This is a genomic window from Actinophytocola sp. KF-1 (assembly GCF_054661535.1).
Genome location: NZ_BAAFVK010000002.1, coordinates 55,796 through 79,682 on the forward strand (window position 1 = coordinate 55,796; position 23,887 = coordinate 79,682).

The 23,887-nt window shown below is 74.5% G+C and carries 22 protein-coding genes; 9 read left to right on the forward strand and 13 right to left on the reverse strand.

Annotation, left to right across the window (positions count from 1 at the left end; all coding sequences use genetic code 11):
• Position 1: 1 nt before the first annotated feature.
• Entirely contained in the window at positions 2-2,890 is a 2,889-nt protein-coding gene (locus ACYQ77_RS06050; protein WP_459708260.1) for a BTAD domain-containing putative transcriptional regulator, read from the reverse strand.
• Between the two features lie 211 nt (positions 2,891-3,101).
• Positions 3,102-3,491 carry a winged helix-turn-helix transcriptional regulator gene (locus ACYQ77_RS06055; RefSeq protein WP_459708262.1) on the reverse strand — a complete coding sequence of 130 codons (390 nt, stop codon included), beginning with the start codon at positions 3,489-3,491 and terminating at the stop codon, positions 3,102-3,104.
• An 84-nt stretch (positions 3,492-3,575) separates the two neighbouring features.
• Between ACYQ77_RS06055 and ACYQ77_RS06060 the strand changes: the two genes are divergently transcribed.
• The 3 genes from ACYQ77_RS06060 (at position 3,576) to ACYQ77_RS06070 (ending at position 5,896) form a co-directional block, all read left to right on the forward strand.
• On the forward strand, positions 3,576-4,121 hold the full coding sequence (locus ACYQ77_RS06060) for a hypothetical protein (protein WP_459708264.1): 546 nt from the start codon (positions 3,576-3,578) through the stop codon (positions 4,119-4,121).
• Between the two features lie 78 nt (positions 4,122-4,199).
• Entirely contained in the window at positions 4,200-5,144 is a 945-nt protein-coding gene (locus ACYQ77_RS06065) for an ATP-binding cassette domain-containing protein (RefSeq protein ID WP_459708266.1), read from the forward strand.
• Complete coding sequence (locus ACYQ77_RS06070; RefSeq protein ID WP_459708267.1) at positions 5,141-5,896, forward strand: ABC transporter permease; 756 nt, start codon at positions 5,141-5,143, stop codon at positions 5,894-5,896. The genes ACYQ77_RS06065 and ACYQ77_RS06070 overlap by 4 nt, the downstream gene beginning before the upstream one ends.
• Here the strand turns inward: ACYQ77_RS06070 and ACYQ77_RS06075 are convergent.
• Entirely contained in the window at positions 5,880-9,008 is a 3,129-nt protein-coding gene (locus tag ACYQ77_RS06075; RefSeq protein WP_459708269.1) for a BTAD domain-containing putative transcriptional regulator, read from the reverse strand. The two genes, ACYQ77_RS06070 and ACYQ77_RS06075, sit on opposite strands and share 17 nt — an antisense overlap.
• A 92-nt stretch (positions 9,009-9,100) precedes the next feature.
• On the opposite strand from ACYQ77_RS06075, the gene ACYQ77_RS06080 reads away from it, so the two are divergent.
• On the forward strand, positions 9,101-10,321 hold the full coding sequence (locus ACYQ77_RS06080) for a cytochrome P450 (protein ID WP_459708271.1): 1,221 nt from the start codon (positions 9,101-9,103) through the stop codon (positions 10,319-10,321).
• 12 nt (positions 10,322-10,333) lie between these two features.
• On the opposite strand, the gene ACYQ77_RS06085 is transcribed toward ACYQ77_RS06080, so the two are convergent.
• Genes ACYQ77_RS06085 through ACYQ77_RS06100 form a run of 4 tightly spaced genes read right to left on the reverse strand, consistent with a single transcriptional unit; the run spans position 10,334 to position 13,390 of the window.
• Positions 10,334-10,717, reverse strand: a complete 384-nt coding sequence (locus ACYQ77_RS06085) for a PPOX class F420-dependent oxidoreductase (RefSeq protein ID WP_459708274.1) — start codon at positions 10,715-10,717, stop codon at positions 10,334-10,336.
• 14 nt (positions 10,718-10,731) lie between these two features.
• Positions 10,732-11,334, reverse strand: coding sequence for a dihydrofolate reductase family protein (locus tag ACYQ77_RS06090; RefSeq protein WP_459708276.1), 603 nt, complete (start codon positions 11,332-11,334; stop codon positions 10,732-10,734).
• Positions 11,335-11,344: 10 nt separating this feature from the next.
• Positions 11,345-12,502 (reverse strand): FAD-binding oxidoreductase, encoded by a 1,158-nt coding sequence (locus tag ACYQ77_RS06095; protein WP_459708278.1) that lies wholly within the window; start codon positions 12,500-12,502, stop codon positions 11,345-11,347.
• A gap of 54 nt (positions 12,503-12,556) precedes the next feature.
• Positions 12,557-13,390 (reverse strand): helix-turn-helix domain-containing protein, encoded by an 834-nt coding sequence (locus ACYQ77_RS06100; RefSeq protein ID WP_459708280.1) that lies wholly within the window; start codon positions 13,388-13,390, stop codon positions 12,557-12,559.
• Between the two features lie 68 nt (positions 13,391-13,458).
• On the opposite strand from ACYQ77_RS06100, the gene ACYQ77_RS06105 reads away from it, so the two are divergent.
• From ACYQ77_RS06105 to ACYQ77_RS06115, 3 genes are read left to right on the forward strand one after another with little or no spacing between them, the layout of a single operon-like run.
• Entirely contained in the window at positions 13,459-13,791 is a 333-nt protein-coding gene (locus ACYQ77_RS06105) for an ArsR/SmtB family transcription factor (protein WP_459708282.1), read from the forward strand.
• Positions 13,791-14,432 carry a cation transporter gene (locus ACYQ77_RS06110; RefSeq protein WP_459708284.1) on the forward strand — a complete coding sequence of 214 codons (642 nt, stop codon included), beginning with the start codon at positions 13,791-13,793 and terminating at the stop codon, positions 14,430-14,432. Before ACYQ77_RS06105 ends, ACYQ77_RS06110 begins: the two co-directional genes overlap by 1 nt.
• A 56-nt stretch (positions 14,433-14,488) precedes the next feature.
• Positions 14,489-14,653: a hypothetical protein gene (locus tag ACYQ77_RS06115; RefSeq protein ID WP_459708286.1), complete on the forward strand. Its 165-nt coding sequence runs from the start codon at positions 14,489-14,491 to the stop codon at positions 14,651-14,653.
• A 272-nt stretch (positions 14,654-14,925) separates the two neighbouring features.
• Here the strand turns inward: ACYQ77_RS06115 and ACYQ77_RS06120 are convergent, their stop codons facing one another.
• The 6 genes from ACYQ77_RS06120 to eccCa form a co-directional block, all read right to left on the reverse strand.
• Positions 14,926-15,828, reverse strand: a complete 903-nt coding sequence (locus tag ACYQ77_RS06120; RefSeq protein ID WP_459708288.1) for a tetratricopeptide repeat protein — start codon at positions 15,826-15,828, stop codon at positions 14,926-14,928.
• A 90-nt stretch (positions 15,829-15,918) separates the two neighbouring features.
• Positions 15,919-16,986, reverse strand: a complete 1,068-nt coding sequence (locus ACYQ77_RS06125; protein WP_459708290.1) for a hypothetical protein — start codon at positions 16,984-16,986, stop codon at positions 15,919-15,921.
• A gap of 4 nt (positions 16,987-16,990) precedes the next feature.
• Positions 16,991-17,242: a hypothetical protein gene (locus tag ACYQ77_RS06130; RefSeq protein ID WP_459708291.1), complete on the reverse strand. Its 252-nt coding sequence runs from the start codon at positions 17,240-17,242 to the stop codon at positions 16,991-16,993.
• Positions 17,243-17,252: 10 nt separating this feature from the next.
• The gene (locus ACYQ77_RS06135; protein ID WP_459708293.1) at positions 17,253-18,683 is read right to left on the reverse strand and encodes a hypothetical protein; all 1,431 of its coding nucleotides are present in this window, start codon (positions 18,681-18,683) and stop codon (positions 17,253-17,255) included.
• Positions 18,684-18,686: 3 nt separating this feature from the next.
• Positions 18,687-19,043 carry a hypothetical protein gene (locus ACYQ77_RS06140; RefSeq protein WP_459708295.1) on the reverse strand — a complete coding sequence of 119 codons (357 nt, stop codon included), beginning with the start codon at positions 19,041-19,043 and terminating at the stop codon, positions 18,687-18,689.
• A gap of 62 nt (positions 19,044-19,105) precedes the next feature.
• A complete protein-coding gene (gene eccCa, locus ACYQ77_RS06145; RefSeq protein ID WP_459708297.1) occupies positions 19,106-23,071 on the reverse strand; it encodes a type VII secretion protein EccCa in 3,966 nt (1,321 codons plus the stop codon).
• 132 nt (positions 23,072-23,203) lie between these two features.
• Between eccCa and ACYQ77_RS06150 the strand changes: the two genes are divergently transcribed.
• Entirely contained in the window at positions 23,204-23,542 is a 339-nt protein-coding gene (locus ACYQ77_RS06150; protein WP_459708299.1) for a hypothetical protein, read from the forward strand.
• An 11-nt stretch (positions 23,543-23,553) separates the two neighbouring features.
• The gene (locus tag ACYQ77_RS06155) at positions 23,554-23,838 is read left to right on the forward strand and encodes a hypothetical protein (protein WP_459708301.1); all 285 of its coding nucleotides are present in this window, start codon (positions 23,554-23,556) and stop codon (positions 23,836-23,838) included.
• Positions 23,839-23,887: the final 49 nt, after the last annotated feature.

Consider the following 23,887-nt stretch of genomic DNA (forward strand, 5'->3'; position numbering starts at 1 on the left):
TTCAGCCCGCGGCTGTGGAGATCCTGTTGAGGTCGGCCGCCGCCCGTGCCGACAGCAGGCGGGCGCCCTGCGCCGCGGCCAGCCCGGCGGCCGTGCGCAGGGCGGCGTGGTCACCGGTGGCGACGCCCCGGATCCGGTGCAGCTCGGCGGCCAGCACCCGCTCACCGGTGGTGTCCGCCCAGGTCAGCGCCTCGTCCGCCAGCCCGGCAGCGGTCGCGGTGTCACCGGCCAGCAGGTACGTGTCGGCCATGGCGGCCGCCGTGATCGTGCGGGTCGAGCGCAGGCCAAGCCGGTACACGCCATCGCCTGCCGCCCGCATCGCCGCCAGCCTGCCCACCTCGCCGCGCCGGACCGCCGCCCACTCGGTGAGGAACGCGCCGGTGTGCACGAAGTGCGGCATGTTCTCCTCGACGCCCACCGCGTGGCAGCGCGCGCCCGCGACGCGGCCCGCGTCGCCGTCGCGTTCCTGCAGCGCTGCCCAGCCCGCGAACAGGGCGGCGTTGGCGCGGCCGTGCGGGTCCACGGCGGCGCGCGTCTCGGCGAGGTCGGCCGCCGCGCCGGTGCGGTCGCCGCGCAGGGAGCGGACGAGGGCGCGGAAGTGGTGCACGGTCAAGGTGGGGGTGCGGGCAGGCGGGACCGGGCCGGCCTCGGCGAGCAGGTCCAGCGCGGTGTCGAGGAAGGACTCGGCGGCCGCCAGCCCGCCGGTGAAGTAGGCGACCACGCCGCGCAGGTAGTGGCCGCCGACCGCGACCAGGCCGGTGCCGTCGTCGGTCGCCGCGCACAGCCGGGTGGCGAGGTCGTCGGCCACCGCGAAGTCGGCGTGGTTGCACGCGACCTCGCCCAGCGCCCACAGGGCGGGCCGCTGGTCCACCTCGGGACCCGCCTGCGGGAGCAGCGCCCGCGCCCGCGTGGCCGCGGCGGCCACCTCGTCGCTGCCGATGCCCGCCGTGACCTGCAGGACCGACATCCGCAGCAGCTGCACCGCCAGCTCGCCCTCCGCGTCGGCGACGTGCGCGAGGTGGTCCGCGGCGCGGTCCAGGTGCGAGACGGCGTCCTCGTAGGCGAGGCGGTGGGTGGCCTCGTCGGCCGCGCGCAGCGTCCAGCGGAGGTGCTCCTCGACGTGGCCCGCGCGGCCGTGGTGGTGCGCGCGTTCCGCGGACGTCAGGTCCGCGCGGTCGGCGAGCCGCGCGTGCAGCGCGGCGCGGCGGTCCGGGGGCAGCGCGGCGTAGACCACCTCCGCGAACAGCGGGTGCCGGAAGCGGACCGCGCCGTCGCCGGCCTCGGTGACCAGGTGCGCCGTGACGGCCTCGGCCAGGTGACCGACGTCGTCGAACAGGGCGGGCGGCAGGTCGCGGCCCGCGACGGCCAGCAGGTCGAGGCACGCGCGGGCCGGGCCGGGCAGCGTGTCGACGTGCGCGCGGACGGCGTCGCGGACGCTGGGCGGGAGCGCCGCGCCGGTGCGGTCGGCCGCGAGAACCTCGGTGATGAAGAACGGGTTGCCGCCGGTGCGTGCGACCAGCCGGTCGACGAGCCGGGGCGGCGGCGGTGCCCCGGTGACCGCCCGGACCAGGTCGGCCACCGCGCCCGCGTCGAGCCCGGCGGGCCGCAGCCGCGTGCCGCCGGGGGTGCGCACGAGGTCGGCGACGGCGGCGACCATCGCGGGCAGGTGGTCGTACGGGCGGGACGTGGCGACGACGAGGACGCGGGCGGCCGCGACGGTGGGCGCGAGGTAGCGCAGGAGCAGCAGGGAGTCCGGGTCGGCGGCGTGGAGGTCGTCGAGCACGATGACCAGCCCGCCGGGCGCCGCGGCCTCCTTCAGCAGCGCCGCGACGGCGTCGTAGGTGCGGAAGCGTCCCGCCGGGCCGGCGGTCCCGGCGGCCCGGCCCTCGGCGAACGCGGCCAGCACGGGGTCCGTTGTGGACAGTTCACGCACGACCTGGGTCCACAGCCAGAACGGCGGTGTGCGGCCGATGTCCGGGCAGCGGGCCCACACCACCGGCACACCGCGTGCCCGCGCCCGGTCCCGGACGGCGGCGGCGAGGCTGGTCTTGCCGATGCCCGCCTCCCCGACGACCGTCACGATCCGGCCCTGACCCCGGTGCGCCTCGTCCAGGAGCGCGGTCAGCCTGGTCAGCTCCGGCTCCCGGCCGTAGAGCCCGCGCTCGGGCAGCGGCACCGTGTGCGTGAGGATCTGGTGGTGCAGGGCACGCAGCGCAGGCGCCGGTTCGACCCCGAACTCGGTGGTGAGCAGCCGGTGCCCGGCCGCGTACACCTCGAGCGCGGCGGTCTGGCGGCCCGCGCGGTAGAGGGCGAGCATCAGGGTGGCCCGCGCCGCCTCGCGCTGCGGGTGCGCCGCCACGTGCTGGAGCAGTTCGGGCAGCACGGCCTCGTGCCGCCCCGCGGCGACCGCGGCCGCGTGGCGGCCGTCGACGGCGGCGAGCCGGGCCTCGGTGAGGCGGGTGACGTCGGGCCGCACCGCGGCGAGACCGGCGGCGCTGGCCAGCGGATCGCCGTGCCACAGCGCGAGCGCCTCCCCGTACAGGCGCTCGGCCGTCACCGGGTCGGCGACGGCCGCGGCCGCCGTCAAGCGGGTGAAGCGCGCCGCGTCGATGGCGTCCGGGTCGACGTGGAGCTCGTAGCCGCCGGGGTGACCGCGGAGCAGGTCGCTGTGCGCGCGCCTGCCCCGGCCGGGTTCGAGCGCGCGGCGCAGCCCGGTGACGTAGGTGCGGAGCGTGACGTGCGCGCTGCCGGGCGGGCGGCCGTCCCACAGCGCGTCGGCCAGCCAGTCGGCGGTGAGCACCTCGTTGGGCCGGGCCAGGAACAACGTCAGGAGCGCACGCTGCTTGGGCCCGCCGACGTCGACCGGCGCGTCGTCCCGCAGCACGCGCACGGGCCCCAGGATTCCGAACCGCACCATGAAGTGTCGGCGGCCGGCCGGATGCGTTACGCGCCCGGGCTGGATACGGAAGAAACCGGACTGGTCCGGGAGCGGTGACGGCACCGTCGTCGTGCGCTCCGCTACCCGTGCCCGACGCTCCACTTCCGCGGCGGTCCCGATCGGACACACACGTGTCCGCCGTGGACCTTCTCCGCGGCCGGGGTCACGCGACCGGGCGGGCGCAGCTCATCGCGTCGGTGGCGGTGGTGTCGTCGTGCGTGTGGCGCAGGTGGGTTTCTCCCCACTGGCGGACGGTTTCCACCACCGGCAGGACCGTGGTGCCGTACGGCGTGAGGCGGTAGATGACCGGGGCCGGGACCGGGCCGGTGACCACGCGTTCCACCAGGCCGTCGGCTTCCAGCTCGCGCAGTTGTTCCGCCAGCACCTTGGGGGTGATCGGCGCGCCGCGGCGGCGCAGGCCCGCGAAGTGGGACTCGCCGTGGGCGAGCCAGTACAGGAGCGTCAGTTTCCACTTCCCGCCGATCGCGGCGAAGGCGGCGGCCATGGGGCAGCCGGGCAGCGGGTTGGGGCGCGCCGCGGGGAGGTTACCCACAGGTGCCTTCTTGTCCATGGTGTGCTCCGGTCCGATAGTCGCCGCGTGAACATTCGCGCATTGCTTACCGTGCCACACAGGCGAATGCTGGTGGCTCTTCTCGCGGCTCTCATGCTGACCACGACGGCGTCCGCGTTGGCGTCCGGGGACGCGTCGGCCGCCGACGGGCAGCGGGACTTCGACTGGGAGCTGGGGGCCTGGCGCACCGAGGTCCGGGTGCTGGCCGAGCCGCTGTCGGACACCGAGGACGAATGGCTCCACTTCGAGGGCACCTCCGTCGTGCGGCCGCTGATGGACCGGCGGGCCAACGTCGTCGAGCTGAAGGTCGCCGGGCCCACCGGGCGGATCGAGGGGCTCAACATGCGGCTCTGGGAGCCGCAGGCCGCGCGCTGGAGCCTCACCTTCGTCAACATGCGCAACGGGCTGCTCACCCCGTCGGTGTACGGCGGCTTCCGCGACGGCGTCGGCGAGTTCTACGGCGACGACCAGCTGGACGGACGGCCGATCACCGTGCGGTTCCTCGTCCACCGGCAGGGACCCGACCGGGCCAGGTTCGAGCAGGCCTTCTCCGCCGACGGCGGCCTGACCTGGGAGACGAACTGGGTCGCCGTCGACCGGCGCATCGGCTGACCGCTCGCCCCGGCGGTGTCAGGGGCCGTGTCAGCGCCGGGGCAGGGGGGTGACAGCGCGCGCCCCGACAGTGTGGGCATGACGGAAACGGCGATCGAGGCCTCCGGGTTGCGGAAGGCCTATCAGGACAACACGGTGCTCGACGGCATCGACCTCGAGGTTCGGGCAGGGTCGGTCTTCGCCCTGCTCGGGCCGAACGGGGCGGGGAAGACGACGACGGTCAACATCCTGACCACCCTGGTGAAGCCCGACGCGGGCACGGTGCGGGTGGCCGGGTTCGACGCCGCCGCCGAGACCAGGGCGGTGCGCGCCGCCATCGGGGTCACCGGGCAGTTCGCCGCCGTGGACGACCTGCTCACCGGTGCGGAGAACCTGCGGCTGATGGCCGACCTGCGGCACCTCGGCGCCCGCGAGGGGAAGCGGGTCGTCGGCGAGCTGCTCGCGCGGTTCGACCTCGCCGAGGCGGCGCGCAAGCCGGCCTCGACCTACTCCGGGGGCATGCGGCGCAAGCTCGACCTCGCGATGACGTTGGTGGGGCGCCCGCGGATCGTCTTCCTCGACGAGCCGACCACCGGGCTCGACCCGCGCAGCCGCCGGACCATGTGGGACATCGTCCGGGAGCTGGTCGCCGACGGGATGACGATCTTCCTCACGACCCAGTACCTGGAGGAGGCCGACCAGCTCGCCGACCGGGTCGCCGTGCTCGACCAGGGCAGGCTGGTCGCCGAGGGCACGCCGGGCGAGCTGAAGCGGCAGGTCCCCGGCAGCCACGTGCGGCTGCGGTTCGCCGACACGGCACGGCTCGACGCGGCCGCGCGGGTGCTGCCCGGGGCCACGCCGGAACACGAGAGCCTGACCCTGCGGGTGCCCGGCGACGGCGACGTGCGGTCGCTGCGGTCCCTGCTCGACCGGCTCGACGAGTACGCCATCGACGTCGAGGAGTTCTCCGTGCACACGCCGGACCTCGACGACGTCTTCCTCGCCCTCACCGGACACCAGAGCACGGAGGCACTGACCAGATGAGCACCGCACTGACCGACGCCGCGACCATGCTCCGCCGCAACTTCAGGCACACCATGCGCGACCCCGTCGTGCTGTTCAACGCGATCCTCTTCCCGATCGTCATGATGTTCATGTTCGTCTACGTGCTCGGCGACGGGTTCGACGTCGGCGGCGGCGACTACATCGACTACGCCGCGCCGGGCATGGTCATGCTGGCCCTCTGCTACGGCATGGGCGCCACCGCGACCGCCGTGAACGCCGACATGACCAAGGGGATCATCAACCGGTTCCGCGTCATGAACATCTCCCGCGGCGCGGTGCTGACCGGCCACGTCGTGTCCACGGTGCTCCGCACCGTGGCCGGCATGGCCGCGATCGTCGGGGTCGCGTTCCTGATGGGGTTCAGCCCGGCCGCGTCCTTCGCGCAGTGGCTCGGCGCCGCCGGGATCCTCGTGCTGACCGTCGTCGCGGTCACGTGGCTGACCATCGCGTTCGGGCTGGCCGCGAAGACGCCGGAGGCCGCGGGCTTCTTCGCGGTGCCGCTGATCATGCTGCCGTTCTTCTCGAGCGCGATCATCCCGGCGGACAAGATGGGCCCGGGCATCCGGCAGTTCGCCGAGTACCAGCCGTTCACGCCGATCATCGAGACGGTGCGCGGCCTGTTCGACGGCACCCCGTCGACCGGGTCCGCGATCGCCGCGATCGCCTGGTGCGCCGGCATCGGGATCGTCGGCTACGTGTGGGCGCTCACGAAGTTCACGAAGCGAGTGTGACCGCGACCAGCTCGTCCCGGTCCGCTTCCGCCCCCTGCCGCGCCGCCTCGGTGAACCTCGTGTCACCGAGGTGGCGCCGCGCGGTCCGCTCGATCCTGGCCACGTCCGGCAGGGCCCGGTCCGGCTGGCCGCGCACCGCTGTGCTCGCCGCCAGCAGCCGCGCCGCCTGCTCGTACTGGCCTCGGCGCAGCGCCAGGTCCGCGATGCCGACGAGCACCTGCGCGACCAGTGGCGCGTGCCCCACCTCGGACGCCGCCCGGAAGGCGGCGGCCCGGTGCTCGCGGGCGGTGCCGAGGTCCTCGGCGAGGTAGCCGAGCAGGTCCTGTGTCGTCGCCTGGACCTGTGGCCGCCCGGCGTGGTCGCCCAGGATCGCCGTCGCCACCTCGAGCCGGCGGCGTGCCTCGTCCGCGTCGCCGCGCCAGCGCGACATCTCGGCCTCGACGAGGGCCAGCTCGGCGCCCGCCTCCGGCCACGCGGCCCGTTCCGCGTACCGCCGCGCCTCCGCCATGGCCGCCGCGCTCGCGTCCTCGTCGCCCATCAGCCAGTGCAGCTGGGCCTGGCGCGCCCGCAGCGGTACGACGTCCTCGATGGCGCCGACCTCGGTGACCACGGCGATCGCCTGTTCGTACCGCTCGCAGGCACGCGTGAACTCGCCGCGCACGGCGAGCTGCTGCGCCAGCTCGGTCAGCGCGAACGAGACGCCCCACCGGTCGCCGATGGCTCCGAACTCGGCGAGCGCGGTCGCCAGGTAGGTCTCCGCGTCCCGGCCGTCGCGGCCGAGGGTGACCCGGATCTTGCCGAGGTGCAGCCGCGCCAGCGCGCGGACCCACGGGTCGTCGTCGGCCAGCAGCGGCTCCCACGCGGACACCAACGCCTCCGGCGCCGCCAGCATGCGGGCCAGCGCGCCGATGAGCCGCAGCGCCGGGTGACCGTCCTGGACGTCCCGGCCGTGCTCGTGGGCCTTGGCGATCCAGTCCCGCACGTCGTGCTGGTCGCTGCGCCCGGAGACGCCGAACTGCACGACGAACGCGTACACCGTGGCCCGGACCTCGTCGGGGACCTCGCCTGGCACCGCGATCGCGGCCGTGATCAGCTCGTTGCCCTCGGCCTTGTGCCCGCCGAGCCACCAGTACCAGCCCGCGGCGGCCGCGAGCCGCATCGCGCCGGCGGCGTCGCCCGCCGCGGGCGCGCCGCGCATGGCGGCGCTGATGTTGTCGTGCTCCGCAGCCAGCGCGGCGAGCCAGGTCAGCTGTTCCGCGCGGCGCAGGTGCGGTTCGGCGGTCTCGGCGAGCGCGGTGACGTGGGCGAGGTGGGCGCGCCGCGTCAGGTCCGCCTCCCCGGCCTCGGCGAGCTGCTGGGCGGCGTACTCCTTGATGGTGCCGAGCATGCGGTAGCGCGGCGCGTCGCCGCCCTCGGCGACGACGAGGGACTTCTCGGTCAGCGCGGTGAGCAGCTCGAGCACCTCCCACGACTCGACCGTGTCGCCCGCGCAGACGTGTTCGGCGGCGTCGAGGCTCGCGCCGCCCGCGAACACCGACAGCCTCCGCAGCACGGTCCGTTCGGCGTCGGTGAGCAGCGCCCAGCTCCAGTCGATCACCGCGCGCAGCGTGCGGTGGCGGGGCAGCGCGGTGCGGCTGCCGCCGGTGAGCAGCCGGAACAGGTCGTCGAGGCGGTGGGCGAGCTGGTCGAGGGTCATGGTGCGCAGCCGGGCGGCGGCCAGTTCGATGGCCAGTGGCATCCCGTCCAGCGCGCGGCAGACCCGCGCCATGGTGGCCAGCGCGGCGGCGTCGGTGGCGAGGTCTTTCCGCACGGCACCGGCACGGTCGCGCAGCAGCCGCACGGCGGGGGAGGCCGCGATCTCGGCCGGGCCCGCGTCGTCGGCGGGCAGGGCGAGCGGCACGACCTGCCACAGCGCCTCACCGGTGATGCCGAGTGGTTCCCTGCTCGTGGCGAGGATCCGCAGGCGCCCGCACTCGCCGAGCACCCGGTGGGCGAAGGCCGCCGCGGACTCGATCACGTGCTCGCAGTTGTCCAGGACCAGCAGCAGCTCCCGGTCGCGGATCGCGGCGACGACCCGGTCCACCGGTTCCGCGTCGGGTGGGCCGCCGAGCAGCGCGTCGCGGTGGCCGAGCGCGGCGAGCGTCGCCTGCGCCACGTCGCCGTCGGCGCCGATCGCGGCCAGTTCGACGAGCCGGGCGCCGTCGGGCAGGTCGCCGAGCAGCGTGCGCGCGGTTTCGGTGGCCAGCCGGGTCTTGCCCGAGCCGCCGGGGCCGATGAGGGTGGTGAGCCGGTGCGCGGACACGAGGCCGGCGACGGCGGCGACGTCGGTGTCCTTGCCGACGAAGCTGGTCAGCTCGGCACGCAGGTTGGTCTTCTGCGCCTCCTCCCGCCGCCCCAGCTCGCCCCGCAGCAGCGCGACGTGCAGGTCGGACAGCTCGGCCGACGGGTCGACGCCCAGCGTGTCGGCCAGGGTCTCCCGCGTGCGCTCGTAGACCTGCAGCGCCTCGGCGTCCCGGCCGGACGCGACCAGGGCCCGCATCAGCGCGCCGACCAGGCGTTCGCGGGTCGGGTGCGCGGCCACCAGGTCGGTCAGTTCCGTGACCAGCGCGGCGCCGCGGCCGTCGCGGACCTCCGCGTCGAACCGGTCCTCGAGCGCGTTCAGGCGCAGGCCCTCGAGCCGGGTGACGGCCGCGTCGAACGCCTCGCTGTCCTGCAGGCCGACGTCCTGCATGGCCGTGCCGCGCCACAGCGACAGCGCCTCCCGCAGCGGCCGCGGGTCCCCGTCGTCGCGGGCCCGGGTGACGAGGCGCTCGAACCGGACGGCGTCCACGTCGTCGGGCGCCACGTTGAGCCGGTAGCCGTTGGGCTGCCCCTCGACCGCGCCCTCCGGCAGCACCTTCCGCAGCCGGGACACCAGCCGCTGCAACGCGTTCGCCGCGTCGGCGGGCGGCTGCTCACCCCAGATCCAGTCGACCAGGGACGCCTTCGGGACGACCCGGCCCGGGTTCAGCGCGAGGGCGACCACGAGCCCGCGCAGCCGCGCGCCCGGCACGTCGGCGACGCCGCCGCCGTCCGTGCGCACCTCGAACGGCCCCAGCACCCCGATCTGCACGCGGCGAGTGTGCCACGTGTCCGGGCCGTGTCAGGTTCGTGTCAGTCACCTCGGCGAACGTGATGTCCGCAACCACCACGAAAGGAACTCCGGTGACTCAGACGGTTCCCGTCCCGAACGGCCTGCCCATGGACCGCGACGCGGGCCCCTTCGACCCGCCCAGCGAGATCACGCGGCTGCGCGCGGCCCGCCCGGTCAGCCCGCTGATCTTCCCCGACGGGCACGAGGGCTGGCTCGTCACCGGCTACGACGCCGTCCGGCAGCTGATGGCCGACACCCGCTTCAGCTCCCGGCAGGACCTCGACATCGTCCACGTGCCCTACGAGACCCCCGGCATGCCCGCCGCGACCGAACCGTCCCCGCAGATGCCGGGACTGTTCATCTCGATGGACCCGCCGGGCCACACGCGGCTGCGGAAGCGGCTCACGGGCGCCTTCACGGTCAAGCGCATGAAGGCGCTCGAGGAGCAGATCGTCGAGATCGCCGAACGGCAGGTCGAGCACCTGGCGAGCCTTGCTCCGCCGGTCGACCTGGTGGCCGAGTTCGCGCTGCCGGTGCCGTCGCTGGTGATCTGCGCGCTGCTCGGCGTGCCGTACGCCGACCGGGAGACGTTCCAGGCCAACTCGGCGCAGTTCCTGGTCAAGGACCAGACGCTCGAGGAGAAGATGGGCGCGCTGGGCGCGTTGCTCGGTTACCTCACCGAGCTGGTCACGAGCAAGCGCGCCGAGCCCGGCGACGACATCCTGTCCGACCTGGCCCGCCACGACGACCTCACGATCGAGGAGCTGACCGGCGCCGCGTTCCTGCTGCTGCTCGCCGGGCACGAGACCACCGCCAACATGCTGGCGCTGGGCACGTTCGCGCTCCTGGAGCACCCCGCGCAGCTCGCCGAGCTGCGCGCCGACCCGGACCTGATGCCCGGCGCCGTCGAGGAGCTGATGCGCTACCTGTCGATCGCCGACATCTTCTACCGGTACGCCACCGAGGACGTCGAGCTGGGCGGCGAGACGATCGGCAAGGGGTCGACCGTGGTGGTGTCGCTGCTGGCCGCCAACCGCGACCCGCTGCGCTTCGCCGACGCGGACGAGCTGGACATCCACCGCCAGGCGCGCGGGCACCTGTCGTTCGGGCACGGCGTCCACCAGTGCCTCGGCCAGCAGCTGGCGCGGATCGAGATGCGTGCCGGGTTCGCCGGGCTGCTGCGCCGCTTCCCGGACCTGGCGCTCGCCGTCCCCGCGGCCGAGGTGCGGGTCAAGTCCGACATGAACATCTACGGCGTGCACGCACTGCCGGTCACGTGGACAGCGTCGTGAGCGGCTGACGCATCAGCCGATGCCGACGGTCTGGCGTTCCGGTTCGACCACCACGACCACGCGGTCGAGGTCGCGGGAGTACGGGGCGCCGATGTACTTCTCGGACAGGCGGTCGATGACCTCCCACGCCGCGTCGCCCGTCAGCCACTCGACCACCCGGCCGCGGATGACCACCGGCTCGAACGGGTTGTCCGGCGGGGCGATCGACAGCGCCACGCGGGGGTCGCGGCGGAGGTTGCGGGCCTTGCGCGAGTCCGGGCCCGTCAGGAAGACGATCCGGTCGCCTTCCGTGCCGATCCACAGGGGCACGCTGTGCGGGGAGCCGTCCGGGAGGACGGTGGCCACGTGGGCGATGGGGGTGCCGTCCAGTACGCGGCGCACGGCTGGGTCGAGCATCGTGTTCTCCTCGGTCAACGAAGCACTTCGTAGTGCAGGTGGGTCACGCCCGGCGCCGCGACGGCGTCGACCAGGCGCAGGCTGACGTGGTCCGGCAGGGACCGGAAGAAGCTGTGGCCCGCGCCCAGCAGCACCGGTACCTGGTGGAGGACCAGCTCGTCGACCAGGCCCGCCGCCAGGGCCGCGGTGAGCGCGCCGCCGCCCATCACGCCGACGTCCTTGCCGCCCGCGGCGTCGCGGGCGGCGGCGACGGCGTCCTCGACGGTCGTGGCGAAGATCTGCTTCCCGGTGTTCTCCGGGGCGGGGCGGTGGCTGAGCACGACGAGCGGTGCGGCCGGGTGCGGGCTGCCGCCGCCGAAGTGGCTGGAGTGCTCGTAGGTGGTGCGGCCGGCGACCATGGCGCCGACCCGGGCGGCGAGCCGGTCGAAGATCCGGGCGCTGGGCTCGCTCAGCGTGAAGCCGTCGAACACCCGGCTCGGGGTGTCGCCGTCGAAGTACCAGTCGAACAGCATCGGGGCGTCGCCGAGGCCGCGACCGAACTCGTCGGCGCCGTCGGGCGTGCGGCCGCTGATGTAGCCGTCGACGGAGACGGCATGGGCGCCGAGAACCTTGCTCATGGGGCTCCCTTCAGATCGCTTGGGGGAAGTCGAAGAACCGGTCCGGGTCGTAGGCCTTCTTGACCGCCGCCAGCCGGGTGTGGTTGCCCGCGTGGTACGCCGTGGCCCAGCCGGCCAGCGCGGGGTCGGGGAAGTTCGGGTAGACGCGGCCGGACCCCTCGCGGTGCGCGATCGCCCACGAGCGGTCGAGCCACTCGTCGCCCGGGGCGGCGATGTGTTCCAGCAGGAACCGTTGGCCGCGGTGGGCGAACGCGGTCGCGTCCTCGGTGACCCGGTTGTACGCGCCACCCATGGCGGTGAACGTCAGCTGCCTGCCGGGACGTGTCAGGGGTGCCAGGAGCTCGGCCAGTGTCCGGTCGGACAGCGGCCGGTCGAAGAACTCCGACCGCATCCGGCTGGGGTCGGATTCGCGCGGGTCCGCGAAGCTGTGCTTCAACCGGTGGTACGGCAGACCGGGGCGCAGCTCGACGGCGTCCGGGGTCAGCTCGCGCAGCAGCGCACGCGTCGTGTCCTCGTCCAGCGTGGTGGCGCCGAAGAGCCGGGCGCTGCCGGCCTCCAGTGTCAAGTTGACGGTCACCTCGTCCGGCGCGTCCGGCGCCCACGCCTGCCACGCGGTGACCAGCCCGGCCATGTCGACGTCCGTCCACACCGCCTCGACGCGGGTGGTCACCGGCTCCGGGACCGTGGCGAACCGCAGTGCGGTGACCACCCCGAACTGGCCGCCGCCCGCGCCGCGCAACGCCCAGAACAGGTCCCGTTCCCGGTCGTCGTCGCAGGCCACGACGCTGCCGTCGGCCAGGACGAGGTCCGCGCCGACGAGCCGGTCGCACGTCAGGCCGTGCCGGCGGCCCAGCAGGCCGATGCCGCCGCCGAGGGTGAGGCCCGCGATGCCGACGGTCGGGCCGCACCCGGCGGGCAGCGTGCGGCCACAGGCGTGCAGTGCCCCGTACACCCGCGCCAGCAGCGCGCCCGCGCCGATCGTGGCGATCCCGTCGTCCGCGACGGCGATCGTGTCCATCCCCGTCATGTCGAGCACGATCCCGTCGGTGGCCGACCGGTGCGCGAAGCAGTGCCCGCCGCCGCGGGGGACGAGGTGCGTCCCGGTCGACGCGGCACGCGTGATCGCGCGGACGACGTCCGGGACAGCGCGGCAGAGGAGGACTTCCACGCCGCCGACACTACGAGCGGTGGCATCGCCCGGTCTTGAACGAATCGCGCAGGCTCAGAGCCGCGGCGGTGGCGTGGCGCGGGTGGCGAGGAACGGCCGGTATGACGCGGTGTGCTCGTGCCCGCACGCGCACCGGTCGATGTCGCCGCCCAGCAGCCCGCGTGGCGTGACACCGGTCAGGCGCAGGCATTCCCGGCTCAGGTGCGCCTGGTCGGCGTACCCCACGTCGATCGCGAGGCCCGCCACGCCGTCCGCGCCGCGCCTGCCCGACGCGGTCGCACCGGCCTGCGCCAGCGCGAGGAAACCCTGGAACCGCAACGTCCGCTGGAGCACCTTCGGGCTCGTGCCCACCGCGTGCAGGCACCGGCGCCGCAGCTGGCTCGGGGACAGCGCGAGGTGGCCCGCGAGGGCGTCGATGTTGACCGGGTGCCACGGCATCAGCGCCCGCACCGCCGCGCCGACGAGCGGGTCCAGGCGCGCCGCGCGGCGGAACTCGCGCACCAGGAAGGTCTGCAGCACCCCGAGCGCCCGTTCCGGCGGCACCACCGCCATCGCCTCGACGAGCCGGTCCACCGGACGGCCCCACAGGTCGGTCAGGTGCAGGCGCTGGTCGACCAGGTCGTCGAGCCCCGCCGGGAGCGGCGGCGCCGTCCCCGGCAGGAACCGCACCCCGGCGATCGTGGTGTGCGGCGGGATGACCTCGACCTCTGGCCCGGTCAGCGGCCCGACCAGCTGGGGACGCCCGCCGATCGGGAAGTGGACCTCGACCCCGCCCGTCGGCAGGTGCCGCTGCACGTACGGCGCCGCGCCCGTCCGCTGGACCCACACCGTGCGCACCACACCCGCGAGCGCGGGCAGCGGCGCGCGTTCGACGTAGGAGCCGGTCACGACAGCACCGAAGCGCGTCGGTGCCCTCCGCGTCAAGGCCGGCCCGCGGTGCACCGGCTGCTGCGCGCGTGCTGACGATCGCCACCCACGCCGGCGTGCTGGCCCGGTTCGGGCACGCGCTCTCCGACCCGACCCGCAGCCGGGTGCTGCCGGCACTGCGGGACGGGCCCGCGTACCCGGCCGAGCTGGCCGAGGCGCTGGGCGTCTCCCGGACGAAGCTGTCGAACCACCTCACGTGCCTGCGCGGCTGCGGGCTGGTGGTGGCGGCGCCGGAGGGCAGGCGCACCCGCTACGAGCTGGCCTCGCAGGGGCTCGCGCACGCGCTCGGGGATCTGCTCGACGTGGTGCTGACGGTGGACCCGGAGGCGTGCGCGGCGGCCGGGACCGAGGGCTGCTGCTGATGACGGCGCCCGTCCTCACCCGCCGGATCCGCCTGCTGGTGGCGGCGACGATCACCTACAACGTCGTGGAGGCGGTCGTCGCCATCGCGGCCGGGACGGTCGCCGGGTCGACCGCGCTGATCGGGTTCGGGCTCGACTCGGCGGTGGAGGTGTCGTCCGCGGCGGCGGTCGCCTGGCAGTTCTCGGCACGCGACCACGCCGCCCGGGAGAAGACGGCGCTGCGCGTGATCGCGGTGTCGTTCTTCGCGCTCGCCGCGTACATGGTGGTGGCGTCGGCGCGGGCCCTGCTGGGCGGCGCGGAGGCGGACCACTCGACCGTCGGGATCGTGCCGGCCGCGGTCAGCCTCGCCGTGATGTCGGGGCTGTCGTACGCACAGCGGCGCGCAGGCCGTGCGCTGGGCTCGGCGAGCGCGGTGGCGGACGCCAAGCAGACGTTGCTGTGCACGTACCTGTCGGCCGTGCTGCCGGCCGGGCTGGTGCTGAACAGCCTCTTCGGCCGGTCGTGGGCGAACCCGGTGGCAGCGCTGGTGATCGCCGCGGTCGCGGTGAAGGAAGGCCGCGAGGCCTGGCGCGGCGACGCGTGCTGCACGGTCCCGGCCGCGACCACCTCCGGGGACGACGGCGACTGCCGCGGTCCGTGACCGGACGTCCTGGGGTCCGGCCCGCTACGAGCGGCGACCGGGAGTTCCTCGTCGCGGTGAGGCGGGCTGCGCCGCGGGCCTACGTCGAGCAGGTGTCGGGGTGGGACGACGCCGAACAGCGTGCGGTCGCCGACAAGGAGTTCGGCGAACTCCCGTACGCGGTGGTCGAGGAGGACGGGCGGCCCGTCGGCCATGTGTGCGTGATCCACGGGAGCGAGTGACTTCCTCGAGGAGATCGCCTGCTCCCGGAGGCGCAAGGCCGGGGCATCGGAACCTGGCCGGCGCGGGACGTTCTTCGAGCGCGGCATCGCCGGCGGCACGATCCGGCCGGTCGACGCGCGCCGCGCCGCGACCGTGCTGTGGGCGAGCCGGCCCGGGGTGATCAGCCTGGCGTGGCGCCGCGACGACCTGCGCGCGGACGAGCAGGGCCTCGCGGAGCTGCTGTCGCTCGCCGTGGACCTCGTGAGCTGGGGCCCGCGGCAGGCGTGACCGCCTACCGGGACAGGCCCATCGCGTCGAGTTCGTCGTCCACGTCGACACCCAGTTCCTCGGCCACGGCGAAGAACTTCGCCGCCTGGCCCTCGTCGACGGGCAGGCCGCCGTCCCCGGTCAGGCACATCACGCCGGCCGTGAACGCGCTCCTCGGGTGCCCGGCCTCGGCCGCCTTCGCGTACCACTCGAGCGCGGTGACCGGGTTCTGCTCGACGCCGCGGCCGGTCGCGTACATGCCGCCGAGGTTCCCCATGGCACGCACGCTGCCCAGCTCGGCCGCGCGGAACGTCCACCGCCGCGACTCGTCCTGGTCCTCCGGCACGCCGCTGCCGGTGCCGGTGAGGACGCTCATCTCGAACGCGGCGTCCGCACTGCCGCGCTCGGCGGCGGCCAGGTGGTAGGGGACCGCGGCGGCCGGGTCGGCGGGGTGGCCGTAGCCCTGGTAGCGCAGGTAACCCGACAGCAGCAGCACGTCGGTGTCGTCCGGGTTGGCGGCGAGCAGCTCGTCGAGCCGCCGTGCCGCGGCCTGCTCGTGCGCGGCGCTGTTCGCGAAGTACGCGATCCTGATCCACCCGAGCGCACCGGCGAGCGATCCCGCCCGGTCGGCCTCCTGGTAGGCGGCGATCGACGCGGGGATGTCCTGTTCCGGGTAGGGCGCCCACGGCGCCGCGCCGTACGCGAGGAGCCTGCCGAGTTCGAGCCACGCGTCCACGACCCCCGCCCGGCCTGCGCGCCGGAGCCCGTCGACGAGCGCTGCCGGCGCGTCCCCCGGCAGCAGGCCGATGAGGTGCTCGCTGCGGACGAAGCTGTCGCGCAGCTCCTCGGCCGCGGCGAACAGGTCGGCGCCGCTCGCGTCCGGGTCGTTGCGGAGCTTGGCCATGGCTTCGTAACTCAGTGCGTTCACGCGCCACACCTTCGCATATCGGTCAGCCGGTCGTGGGTGAAACCCGGTGACCGTGACGGCGACCACCGCACGCCGCCACGGTCACCGGCCTCACACCCCGGCGCGGCCGCGCAGGTCCGCGGGGACCGCGTCCGACCCGTCGGTCTTCCCGCGGGTCGTACGGGAGCGGCCCGTCGGGGTGGTGCTCGTCGCCGGGCGCACGGCCGCGCCCGCGGCGCCCGCGCCCATCGGCGGCATCATCGGCGGCATCATCGGCGGCACGGCCCCGGCCCTGGCCGCCGCCGCGGCGGCCGGGTTGCTGACGCCGGGGGCGATGTCCGCCGCCGCGACCGGTGCGCGTTTCGCCGCGAGGGGTTTCGCCGTCGCCGGGAGACCGGTCGCGCCGAGGGTGCCGTAGGGCAGCGACATGCCGGACAGGGTCGGTGCCGCGCCCGCGCCCGGCGTCGCGCCGGACGTCAGGTTCGGCATCGCGGAAAGGGTGGTGTCCAGGCCTGCCAGCGACGGCAGGCCACCGGAGTGGCCGCCGCCCCCGCCGCCGCTCTGGCCGAAGCCCAGCGTGGTGGCGAGGGTCTCCAGCTCGGACATCGCGCCGGAGGTGGCGGTCAGCGCCTTCACCGCGTCCTCCGCGGTGTTCCCGTCGGCGGCCGGCTTGATCTCCACGGCCGGGATGTCGGGCGCCTTGACCCCGGCCGCCGACGCGGTCTTCGCGATCGCCACGTCGAACTCCGCGCCCAGCGCCGTCATCACCGCACCGGCCGCCTGCTGGAAACCGAGCGCCGCCCACTGCGTCAGCGGGTTGGACATGGCGGCCAGGTACTGCCCGTGCAGCGCGAGCACCTCCTGGTGGGTGCGCGTGATCGTGCCGGCGAGCGTGGTCAGGGTCGCCGGCACCTGGGAGGCGTCGATGCGTGCCGCCCAGCCCGCCAGGTCCGCGTCGTCGGCCTCGACCTGCGCCGCCCAGTCCCGCGCCGCCTGGTCCTGCCAGTGCGGCAGCAGCGACTCCGACCGGTTCCGCAGCTCGGTGCGCGCGCTGTCGATCCAGGTGCGCACGTCCGTCCACATGCGAGCCGCGTCGAGGTAGCCCGGCGCGTTCGCGACCTCGGCGCTGCTCATCGCGACGAGCATCTCCATCGGCAGCATGTTGTAGGGGATGGCCATGCGGTCACTCCTGTCCGGTCTCGGCGGCCGCTCCCGGTGTGCCGCCACCGGCGCCGGACACGGTCTTGACCAGGCTCACGCCCTGGTTCGCGAGCTTCGCCGACGCGCCGACGAGCTCGGCGGCGGAGGTGAGGTCGGCCCAGCTGTACTCCAGTGAGACGTGGTGGATGTCGCTCGCGTGCTTGACGATGTCGCCGGTCACTTTCGTCAGGTAGTCCGCGGCCGCCGCCGACGCCAGCTTGTCCACAATGGACATCGCGAAGCCCTCAACGAGCCCGGGTGGGTTGATCGGCGCGCCGACCCGGCCCAGCGAGCCCGGCATCGGGGGCGGGGTGAGCTGCTGCGCGGTCGCCGCCATCGCGGTCGGGTCCCCGTCGATCTTGTCCATGGGTTTCCTCCTCCTGCGGGTGCACCTGCCACAGGTGCTCGTCCAGCACCTGCAGTGAGTCGTTGTCGCTGTCCCAGCCGCGGCGCGCGGCCGGTGTGGGCGCGCCCGCGCCCGCTCGGCCGGTCAGCGCGACGCCCGGGGTCATCGGTCCGGCGCGGCGCGCCCTCGGCCGGGGCTGCGCTGCGGGCCGGTCGCTGTTGCCCGGCTTGATCCCGCCGGGCGACTGCCGGGCACCCGCGGCCCCGGTGTTCGGCGGCATCATCGGCGGCGACGCCCCCATCGCTCCCACGGCCGCCGCCGTGCCCGCGGCGCCGCGCGCGAACGCGGTCGGCACCGGGGCGTCGCCGGTGCCGACGGGGTTGCCGGGACCGGTCGTGCCCACGCCGGTCACACTCCCGGCCGCGCCGCCGAACCCGCCGCCACCCGCGCCGCCCGCGTCGAGACCGGCCAGCGTGGGCAGCGTGCCCACGCCGTACCGGTACGGCTCAGGCGCGTGGCCGAGCCCGCTCACGTCCGGCACGGAGATCGGGTCGGGCACCTGCACGCCGCTGCCACCGCCGAGCAGCCCTTCCGCGGCCTGCAGTGCGCTCGTCGCCGCGCTGAGCGCGTCCGACAGGTTCGGTTGCTCCCCCGGCTCGACGTGCTGCGGGTCCCGCGGCGACTCCGGCTCCGCCGCGGTGTCGGGGTTTCCGGCCTCGGCCGGGTCGCCGGGGGAGCCGCCGGCTCCGGTGGTGTTCCCCGGGGTGCCGGGCGGGGCGCTGCCCGGCGCGCGGCCCTCGGCCGCCGCGCGCGGTCCCGCCCAGTCGACGGCGAACGTCGTGATGTTGCGCATGACCGCGGTCACGGCCTGCGCGCTCCGGTCGTGCTCGCCGAGCACGGCAGCCGCCTGCGCGAGGTACTGGTCGACGGGCGTCCTGTCGTCCTGCGCCTTCGCGGCCTCGTACTGCTCGCAGATCAGCCGGACCCGGTCGACGTTGCGCGGGTACTGGGCGACCAGCTCGTCGATCCTGGCGGACACGCTGCCGCCGGGGAACCCGTACGAGGTGATCAGGCCGTGCCACGTCATCATCGTGGAGACGCTCTCGACGGCCGCCGTGCGGAACGCGGTGGCGCCCTCGTCGTGCCACGCGTTGTGCACCAGCGCTTCCGTGCGGTCGTACAGCCGCTTCCGGGTCTCGTCGATGACCGTCGCCGCCCGCGACCACATCTGCGACGACACCGCGAGCCGCGCGACGTGCGCCTGCTCGGCCTCCAGCCGTGCCAGCAGGTCACGGGGGTGGTTGGCGGCGAGGGTGTAGATGTGGTTCACCGCTCAGCTGCCTTGCGGGGCGGCGAGTTCGGGGGCCACGTCGGGCAGCCCCGGCGCCCGGTCGTCGCACGCGTCCGCGATCCCGGCGGCGCTCCAGGCCGCGCCGTCCTCGTAGGTCTGCGCCGCCTTCGACACGAGCGCCACGTAGGCGTCGATGCCCTGCGTCATGTGGGTGAGGAACCGGACCAGCTTGCCGGTGGCCGCGTTGTCCACTTCGGACAACGCGGCGCAGCTCGCCAGGCCGCCGCCACACGTGCCACCGGGCGCCGCCATCGGCACGGTGGCGAGATCGGGGCGTTCTCGTCGCAGCTGCAGGAAAGCCCGCATCTCGTCCGGGCACCCGTCGACCCTGTCGCACATGTTCGCTCCCCTCTCGGCAGTCGTAGGAAAACACCCGGCGGCGACCGTTCTCCCCGGTGACCTCAAACGGCCACGGGTGGTTGCCAGGCGAGCTGCACGAACTCCTTGCCGCCCCTGCGGTCCACGAGCCAGCCGCGGCCGGGCGGCAGCACCTGGGCACGCATGCCGCCGAGCAGCGGGCCCTCGTCGCGGTCGCCGGACATCATCAGCCCGGACGTGCCGACCTCCCGCAGCCGCGCCAGGAACGGCTCGAACAGCCCGCGCCCGGCACCGCCGGTGCGGCGGGCCAGCACGACGTGCAGCCCGATGTCCGCGCCCTGGGCGACCAGCGGCAGCAACGCCATCAACGGGTGTTCCTTGTGCGTCGCCACCATGTCGTAGTCGTCGACCAGCACGAAGATCCGCGGGCCCTGCCACCAGTTGCGGGCCCGCAACTGCTCCGGCGTGACGTCCTGGCCGGGCAGTCGCTGCGCCATCGCGTCGGCCACCTCGGCGAGCAGGCCCCGGCTGTGCGCGTCGTTGGTGCCGTAGCCGAGCAGGTGGTCGTCGCCGATCTCGCCGAGCAGCCCGCGGCGGTGGTCCACCACCACGATCCGCGCCTGCTCCGGGGTATACGCCCGGCATATCCGCCCGGCCAGCTGGCGCAGGAACGACGTCTTGCCGGACTGGGTGTCGGCGAGCAGGAAGAAGTGCGGGTCCTCGGTGAAGTCCAGCCGCACCGGCGCCAGGTCGCGTTCGCGGATGCCGACGGCGAACCCGGCGTCGGGGCCGGACAGCGCGTCGGTCGTCGGCAGGTCCGCGACCGGGACGCTGGCGGGCAGCAGCCGCACCCGGGGCGCGGGCTCGCCCGGCCACGCGGCGGCCACCGCGTCGACCAGCGCCGCGAGGCCGTCGGCCAGGTCGTCGGTGGCCGGCGCGCCGTCGATCCTGGGCAGCGCCACCAGCACCTGGTGCCCGGTCGTCGACAGCCCCCGGCCCGGCGCGCCCGTGGGCACGCTCATCGCCGCCTTGCGGTCGATCAACGAGTCGATCGGGTCGCCGATGCGCAGTTCCAGCTTGCTGGTGAACAGGTCCCGCACGTTCATGCGCAGGTCGAACGCGCGGCTGCAGGACGCGACGACGTGCACGCCGTACGACAGACCGCGGGCGGCGATGTCGCTGACCGCGTCCTCGAGCCCGTCGAAGTCGTTGCGCAGCGTCAGCCAGCCGTCGACCACCAGGAACACGTCCCCGTGCGGCTGGTCGGCGAACCGCCCGGCGGCACGCATGCGGCGGTAGGTGACGATGCTGTCGATGCCGTGCTCGGCGAACAACCGCTCCCGCGCCGCCAGCAGGGCCGCGACCTCGGCGACCGTGCGCCGCACCGCGCCGGTGGCGAGCCGCCCGGCCACCCCGCTCACGTGCGGCAGGCCGTCGAGCGCGGCGAGCGTGCCGCCGCCGAAGTCCAGGCAGTAGAACTGCACCTCGCGCGGCGTGTGGGTGAGCGCGAGGCTGGTGACGAGCGTGCGGAGCGCGGTGCTCTTGCCCGACTGCGGACCGCCGAGGACCAGCACGTGCCCCGCCGCGCCGGACAGGTCCAGCACGAGCGGGTCGCGGCGCTGCTCGTACGGGCGGTCCACCAGGCCCAGCACCGGCCGCAGCCCGCCCGTCTGTCCGGCCGGGACGGTGGTGAGACCGCGTTCGGCGTCCGTGCGCGGTTCCCCGGTCAGCGCGTCCAGGGTGACCGCGTCGTCCAGCGGCGGCAGCCACACCTGGTGCGCCGGGGTGCCCCGGCCCGCCAGCCGGTCGACGAGGATGTCCAGCAGCGTCTCGCCGACCCGTTCGTCGTCGTCCTGCTCGGGTTCGGTGCCGGCGCTCGCGTCGGCGGCGACGTAGGCGGTCGTGTAGTCGTGCGGCACCGGCCGGTCGAGCGCGGTCACGTCGCCGCCGTCGCCGGTGTGCTGCTCGTGCACGCCCGACACGTACGCGGCGCGGAACCGGTCGAGCTGGGTGTTGTCGGTCTTGAGGAACCCGTGCCCCGGCGCGCGGGGGAGGGCGAACGCGTCGCTGACGCCGAGCACCGCGCGGCTCTCCAGCTCGGAGAACGTGCGCAGGCCGACCCGGTACGACAGGTGGCTCTCCAGGCCGCGCAGCCTGCCCTCGTCGAGCCGCTGCGACGCGAGCAGCAGGTGCACGCCGAGCGACCGGCCGACCCGTCCTATCTGGACGAACAGGTCGATGAAGTCCGGCTTGGCGGAGAGCAGTTCGGAGAACTCGTCGCAGATCACCAGCAGCGTGGGCACCTCGGGCAGCGGGGCGCCCGCGGCGCGTGCCTTCTCGTAGTCCCGCAGCGACGCGAAGTTGCCCGCCGCGCGCAGGAGTTCCTGCCTGCGGATCAGCTCGCCGTTGATGGCGTCGGTCATGCGGTCCACCAGGTGCAGCTCGTCGGCCAGGTTGGTGATCACCGCGCTGGTGTGGGGGAGCTTGTCGAGCTTGGTGAACGTGGCGCCGCCCTTGAAGTCGACGAGCGCGAAGTTCAGCGAGCTGGGCGGGTGCGTCACCGCCAGCGCGAGCACGAGGGTGCGCAGCAGTTCGGACTTGCCGGAGCCGGTGGCGCCGATGAGCAGTCCGTGCGGCCCCATGCCGTCCTGCGCGGACTCCTTGAGGTCCAGCTCGATCGGGGTGCCGTCGGGCCGGATGCCGATCCGCACCCGCAGCCGGTCGCGGGGCGGGCGCGGCACCCACGTGTCGTTCGGGTCGAACGAGTACGGGTCGCCGAGTTCGAGCAGTTCCGCGAGCCCGAGTTCGGTGGTCATGGGCGCGTCACCACGCATGCCCGCGGTCAGCCGCAGCGGCGCGAGCTGGCGGGCGAGGCCTTCCGCGGACGGCGCGTCCAGCTCGTCGGCGCGGCCCAGCGGGGTCTCGCCGTCGGTGGTCTCGCTGATCAGGTCGCCCGCCGCGTCGACGGCCAGCACCACCGACGTCCGGTCGAGCGTCTTCGGCGGCACCGTGGTCAGGTCGAGCACGGTCACGCCCTCGACGCCGCCGCCGGTCATCAGCAGACCGGAACCGGCGACCGAGCCGCCGTCGACCACGACGACCACGTGCGGTCCCGCGATCCGCACGTCGGTGTCGGGGTCGAACCGGGGCCGCTTGGCCAGCTCCTCCTCCAGCACCGACTCGAGCGCCGGGATCGTCGGCGTCACCAGCCGCAGCGGGCCGAGCGCGTCGGCGCGTTCCGGGTGCAGCGCGTGCGGCAGCCACTTGACCCACTCCCACGCGGCGCGCTGCTCGCTGCCGACGCACACCGCGATCCGCAGGTCGTCCGGGGCGTGCAGGGTGGCGAGCTGCGCCAGCAGCGCGCGGGTGAGGTCGAGCGTGCCCGCCCGGTCACCGCGCAGGTAGATCCGGTTGAACCCGGTGACCGCGACGGCGATCGGCAGCCGTTCGACGGTCGAGTACGTGACGAGGAACCGCCGCAGCGCCAGCGCGGACAGCGGTTCGAGGTCCTCGAGCGGCTTGGTGTCCGGCGCGACGAGCGTGGTCGCGGGCGCGAGCGCGCCGCTGCCGATGCGTGCCACGCCGAAGTCGGGGTCGTCGCGGCGCCGCTCCCACAGCCGGTGGCTGGCGGCGAGCCACCACAGCTGCGCAGGCGCCGGGTGCAGGTAGGCCATGACCGCGCGCTGGGCCCGCACCGCGCGGCGCAGCCGCAACCGTTGCTGCGCCAGGTCACGCAGGTACTTGCGGCGCGCGTGCCCCATCTCCCGCTTGCTGGGCCCGCCGCCCTGCAACAGTCCCATGAGGACCATGCCGAGCATGCCGACGCCCATCAGGCCGTAGATGACGAAGCGGATGGACCCGGTCAGCGAGCCGGAGAACATCAGCAGCATCGCCGCCATCATCGCCACCATCGGCAGCACCATCAGCAGCTGCGCCCACTGCCGCGCGGGCGGCGGCGGGATCTCCGGCGGCGCGGCCAGGATCAGCTCGCCGCCCGGCATGTCCGGGGCGGGCCTGCGGGTCGGTCGTCGTACCACGAGTGTCGCCACGCACCCGATCGTGCGGGACCGGACGGCCGTACTTCGGCGATGGCAGCAAGGTGCCGCGCGGGTGATGCGGGGGCGCGCCGACCTACCGTGCGAAACGGACGCTCCAGCGACAGGACCAAGGAGGGAGTCACCATGGCGTACGACGGTGCGGATATCCAGATCGATTCCGTGCAGCACACGACGAACCTGATCGGTCACGGTCACCAGACCATGAACGACCAGACGCAGAGCCAGTACAACCGCAACTACGCGATGGGCCAGACCACGTTCGCCGGCCGGGTGCAGCAGGCGGCGCTCGGCAGCACGGACACCATCAACGCCCGGCACCGCTCGGAGATCATGCCGCGGCGCGAGGACTTCGAGAACAGCCTGCACCAGACCACGAACACGTACTCGGGGGCACAGGACTCGGCCGCGAGCGTCGTCGCGCAGCCGGGCAGCGGCATCGGCTCCCTGATCAACCCGGCATGAGGAGGCAGTAGATGGACCACTACAAGACAGTCTTCGGCGACGGCCGCACCATGGCGACCGACGAGGGCGCACAGGGCCAGCACCTGCGCGACGGCGCCGACGAGGCGTGGCGCCAGGTGCAGGGCATGGGCGACTTCTGGGAGGGCGGCTTCGAGGAGGCGCAGATGGTGGCCCAGCAGGACCACCGCCTGAACCACGACCAGGCCGACACGCACGACGCCATGTCGCGCGCACTGCACCAGTCGGTCGACATCGCACAGGACGCGTTGCAGCGGGTGCGCGGCTTCTTCGCGTAGTCACCGCGTTCCGCGAAGGGCACCTCCGGCCGGGAGGTGCCCTTCGCGT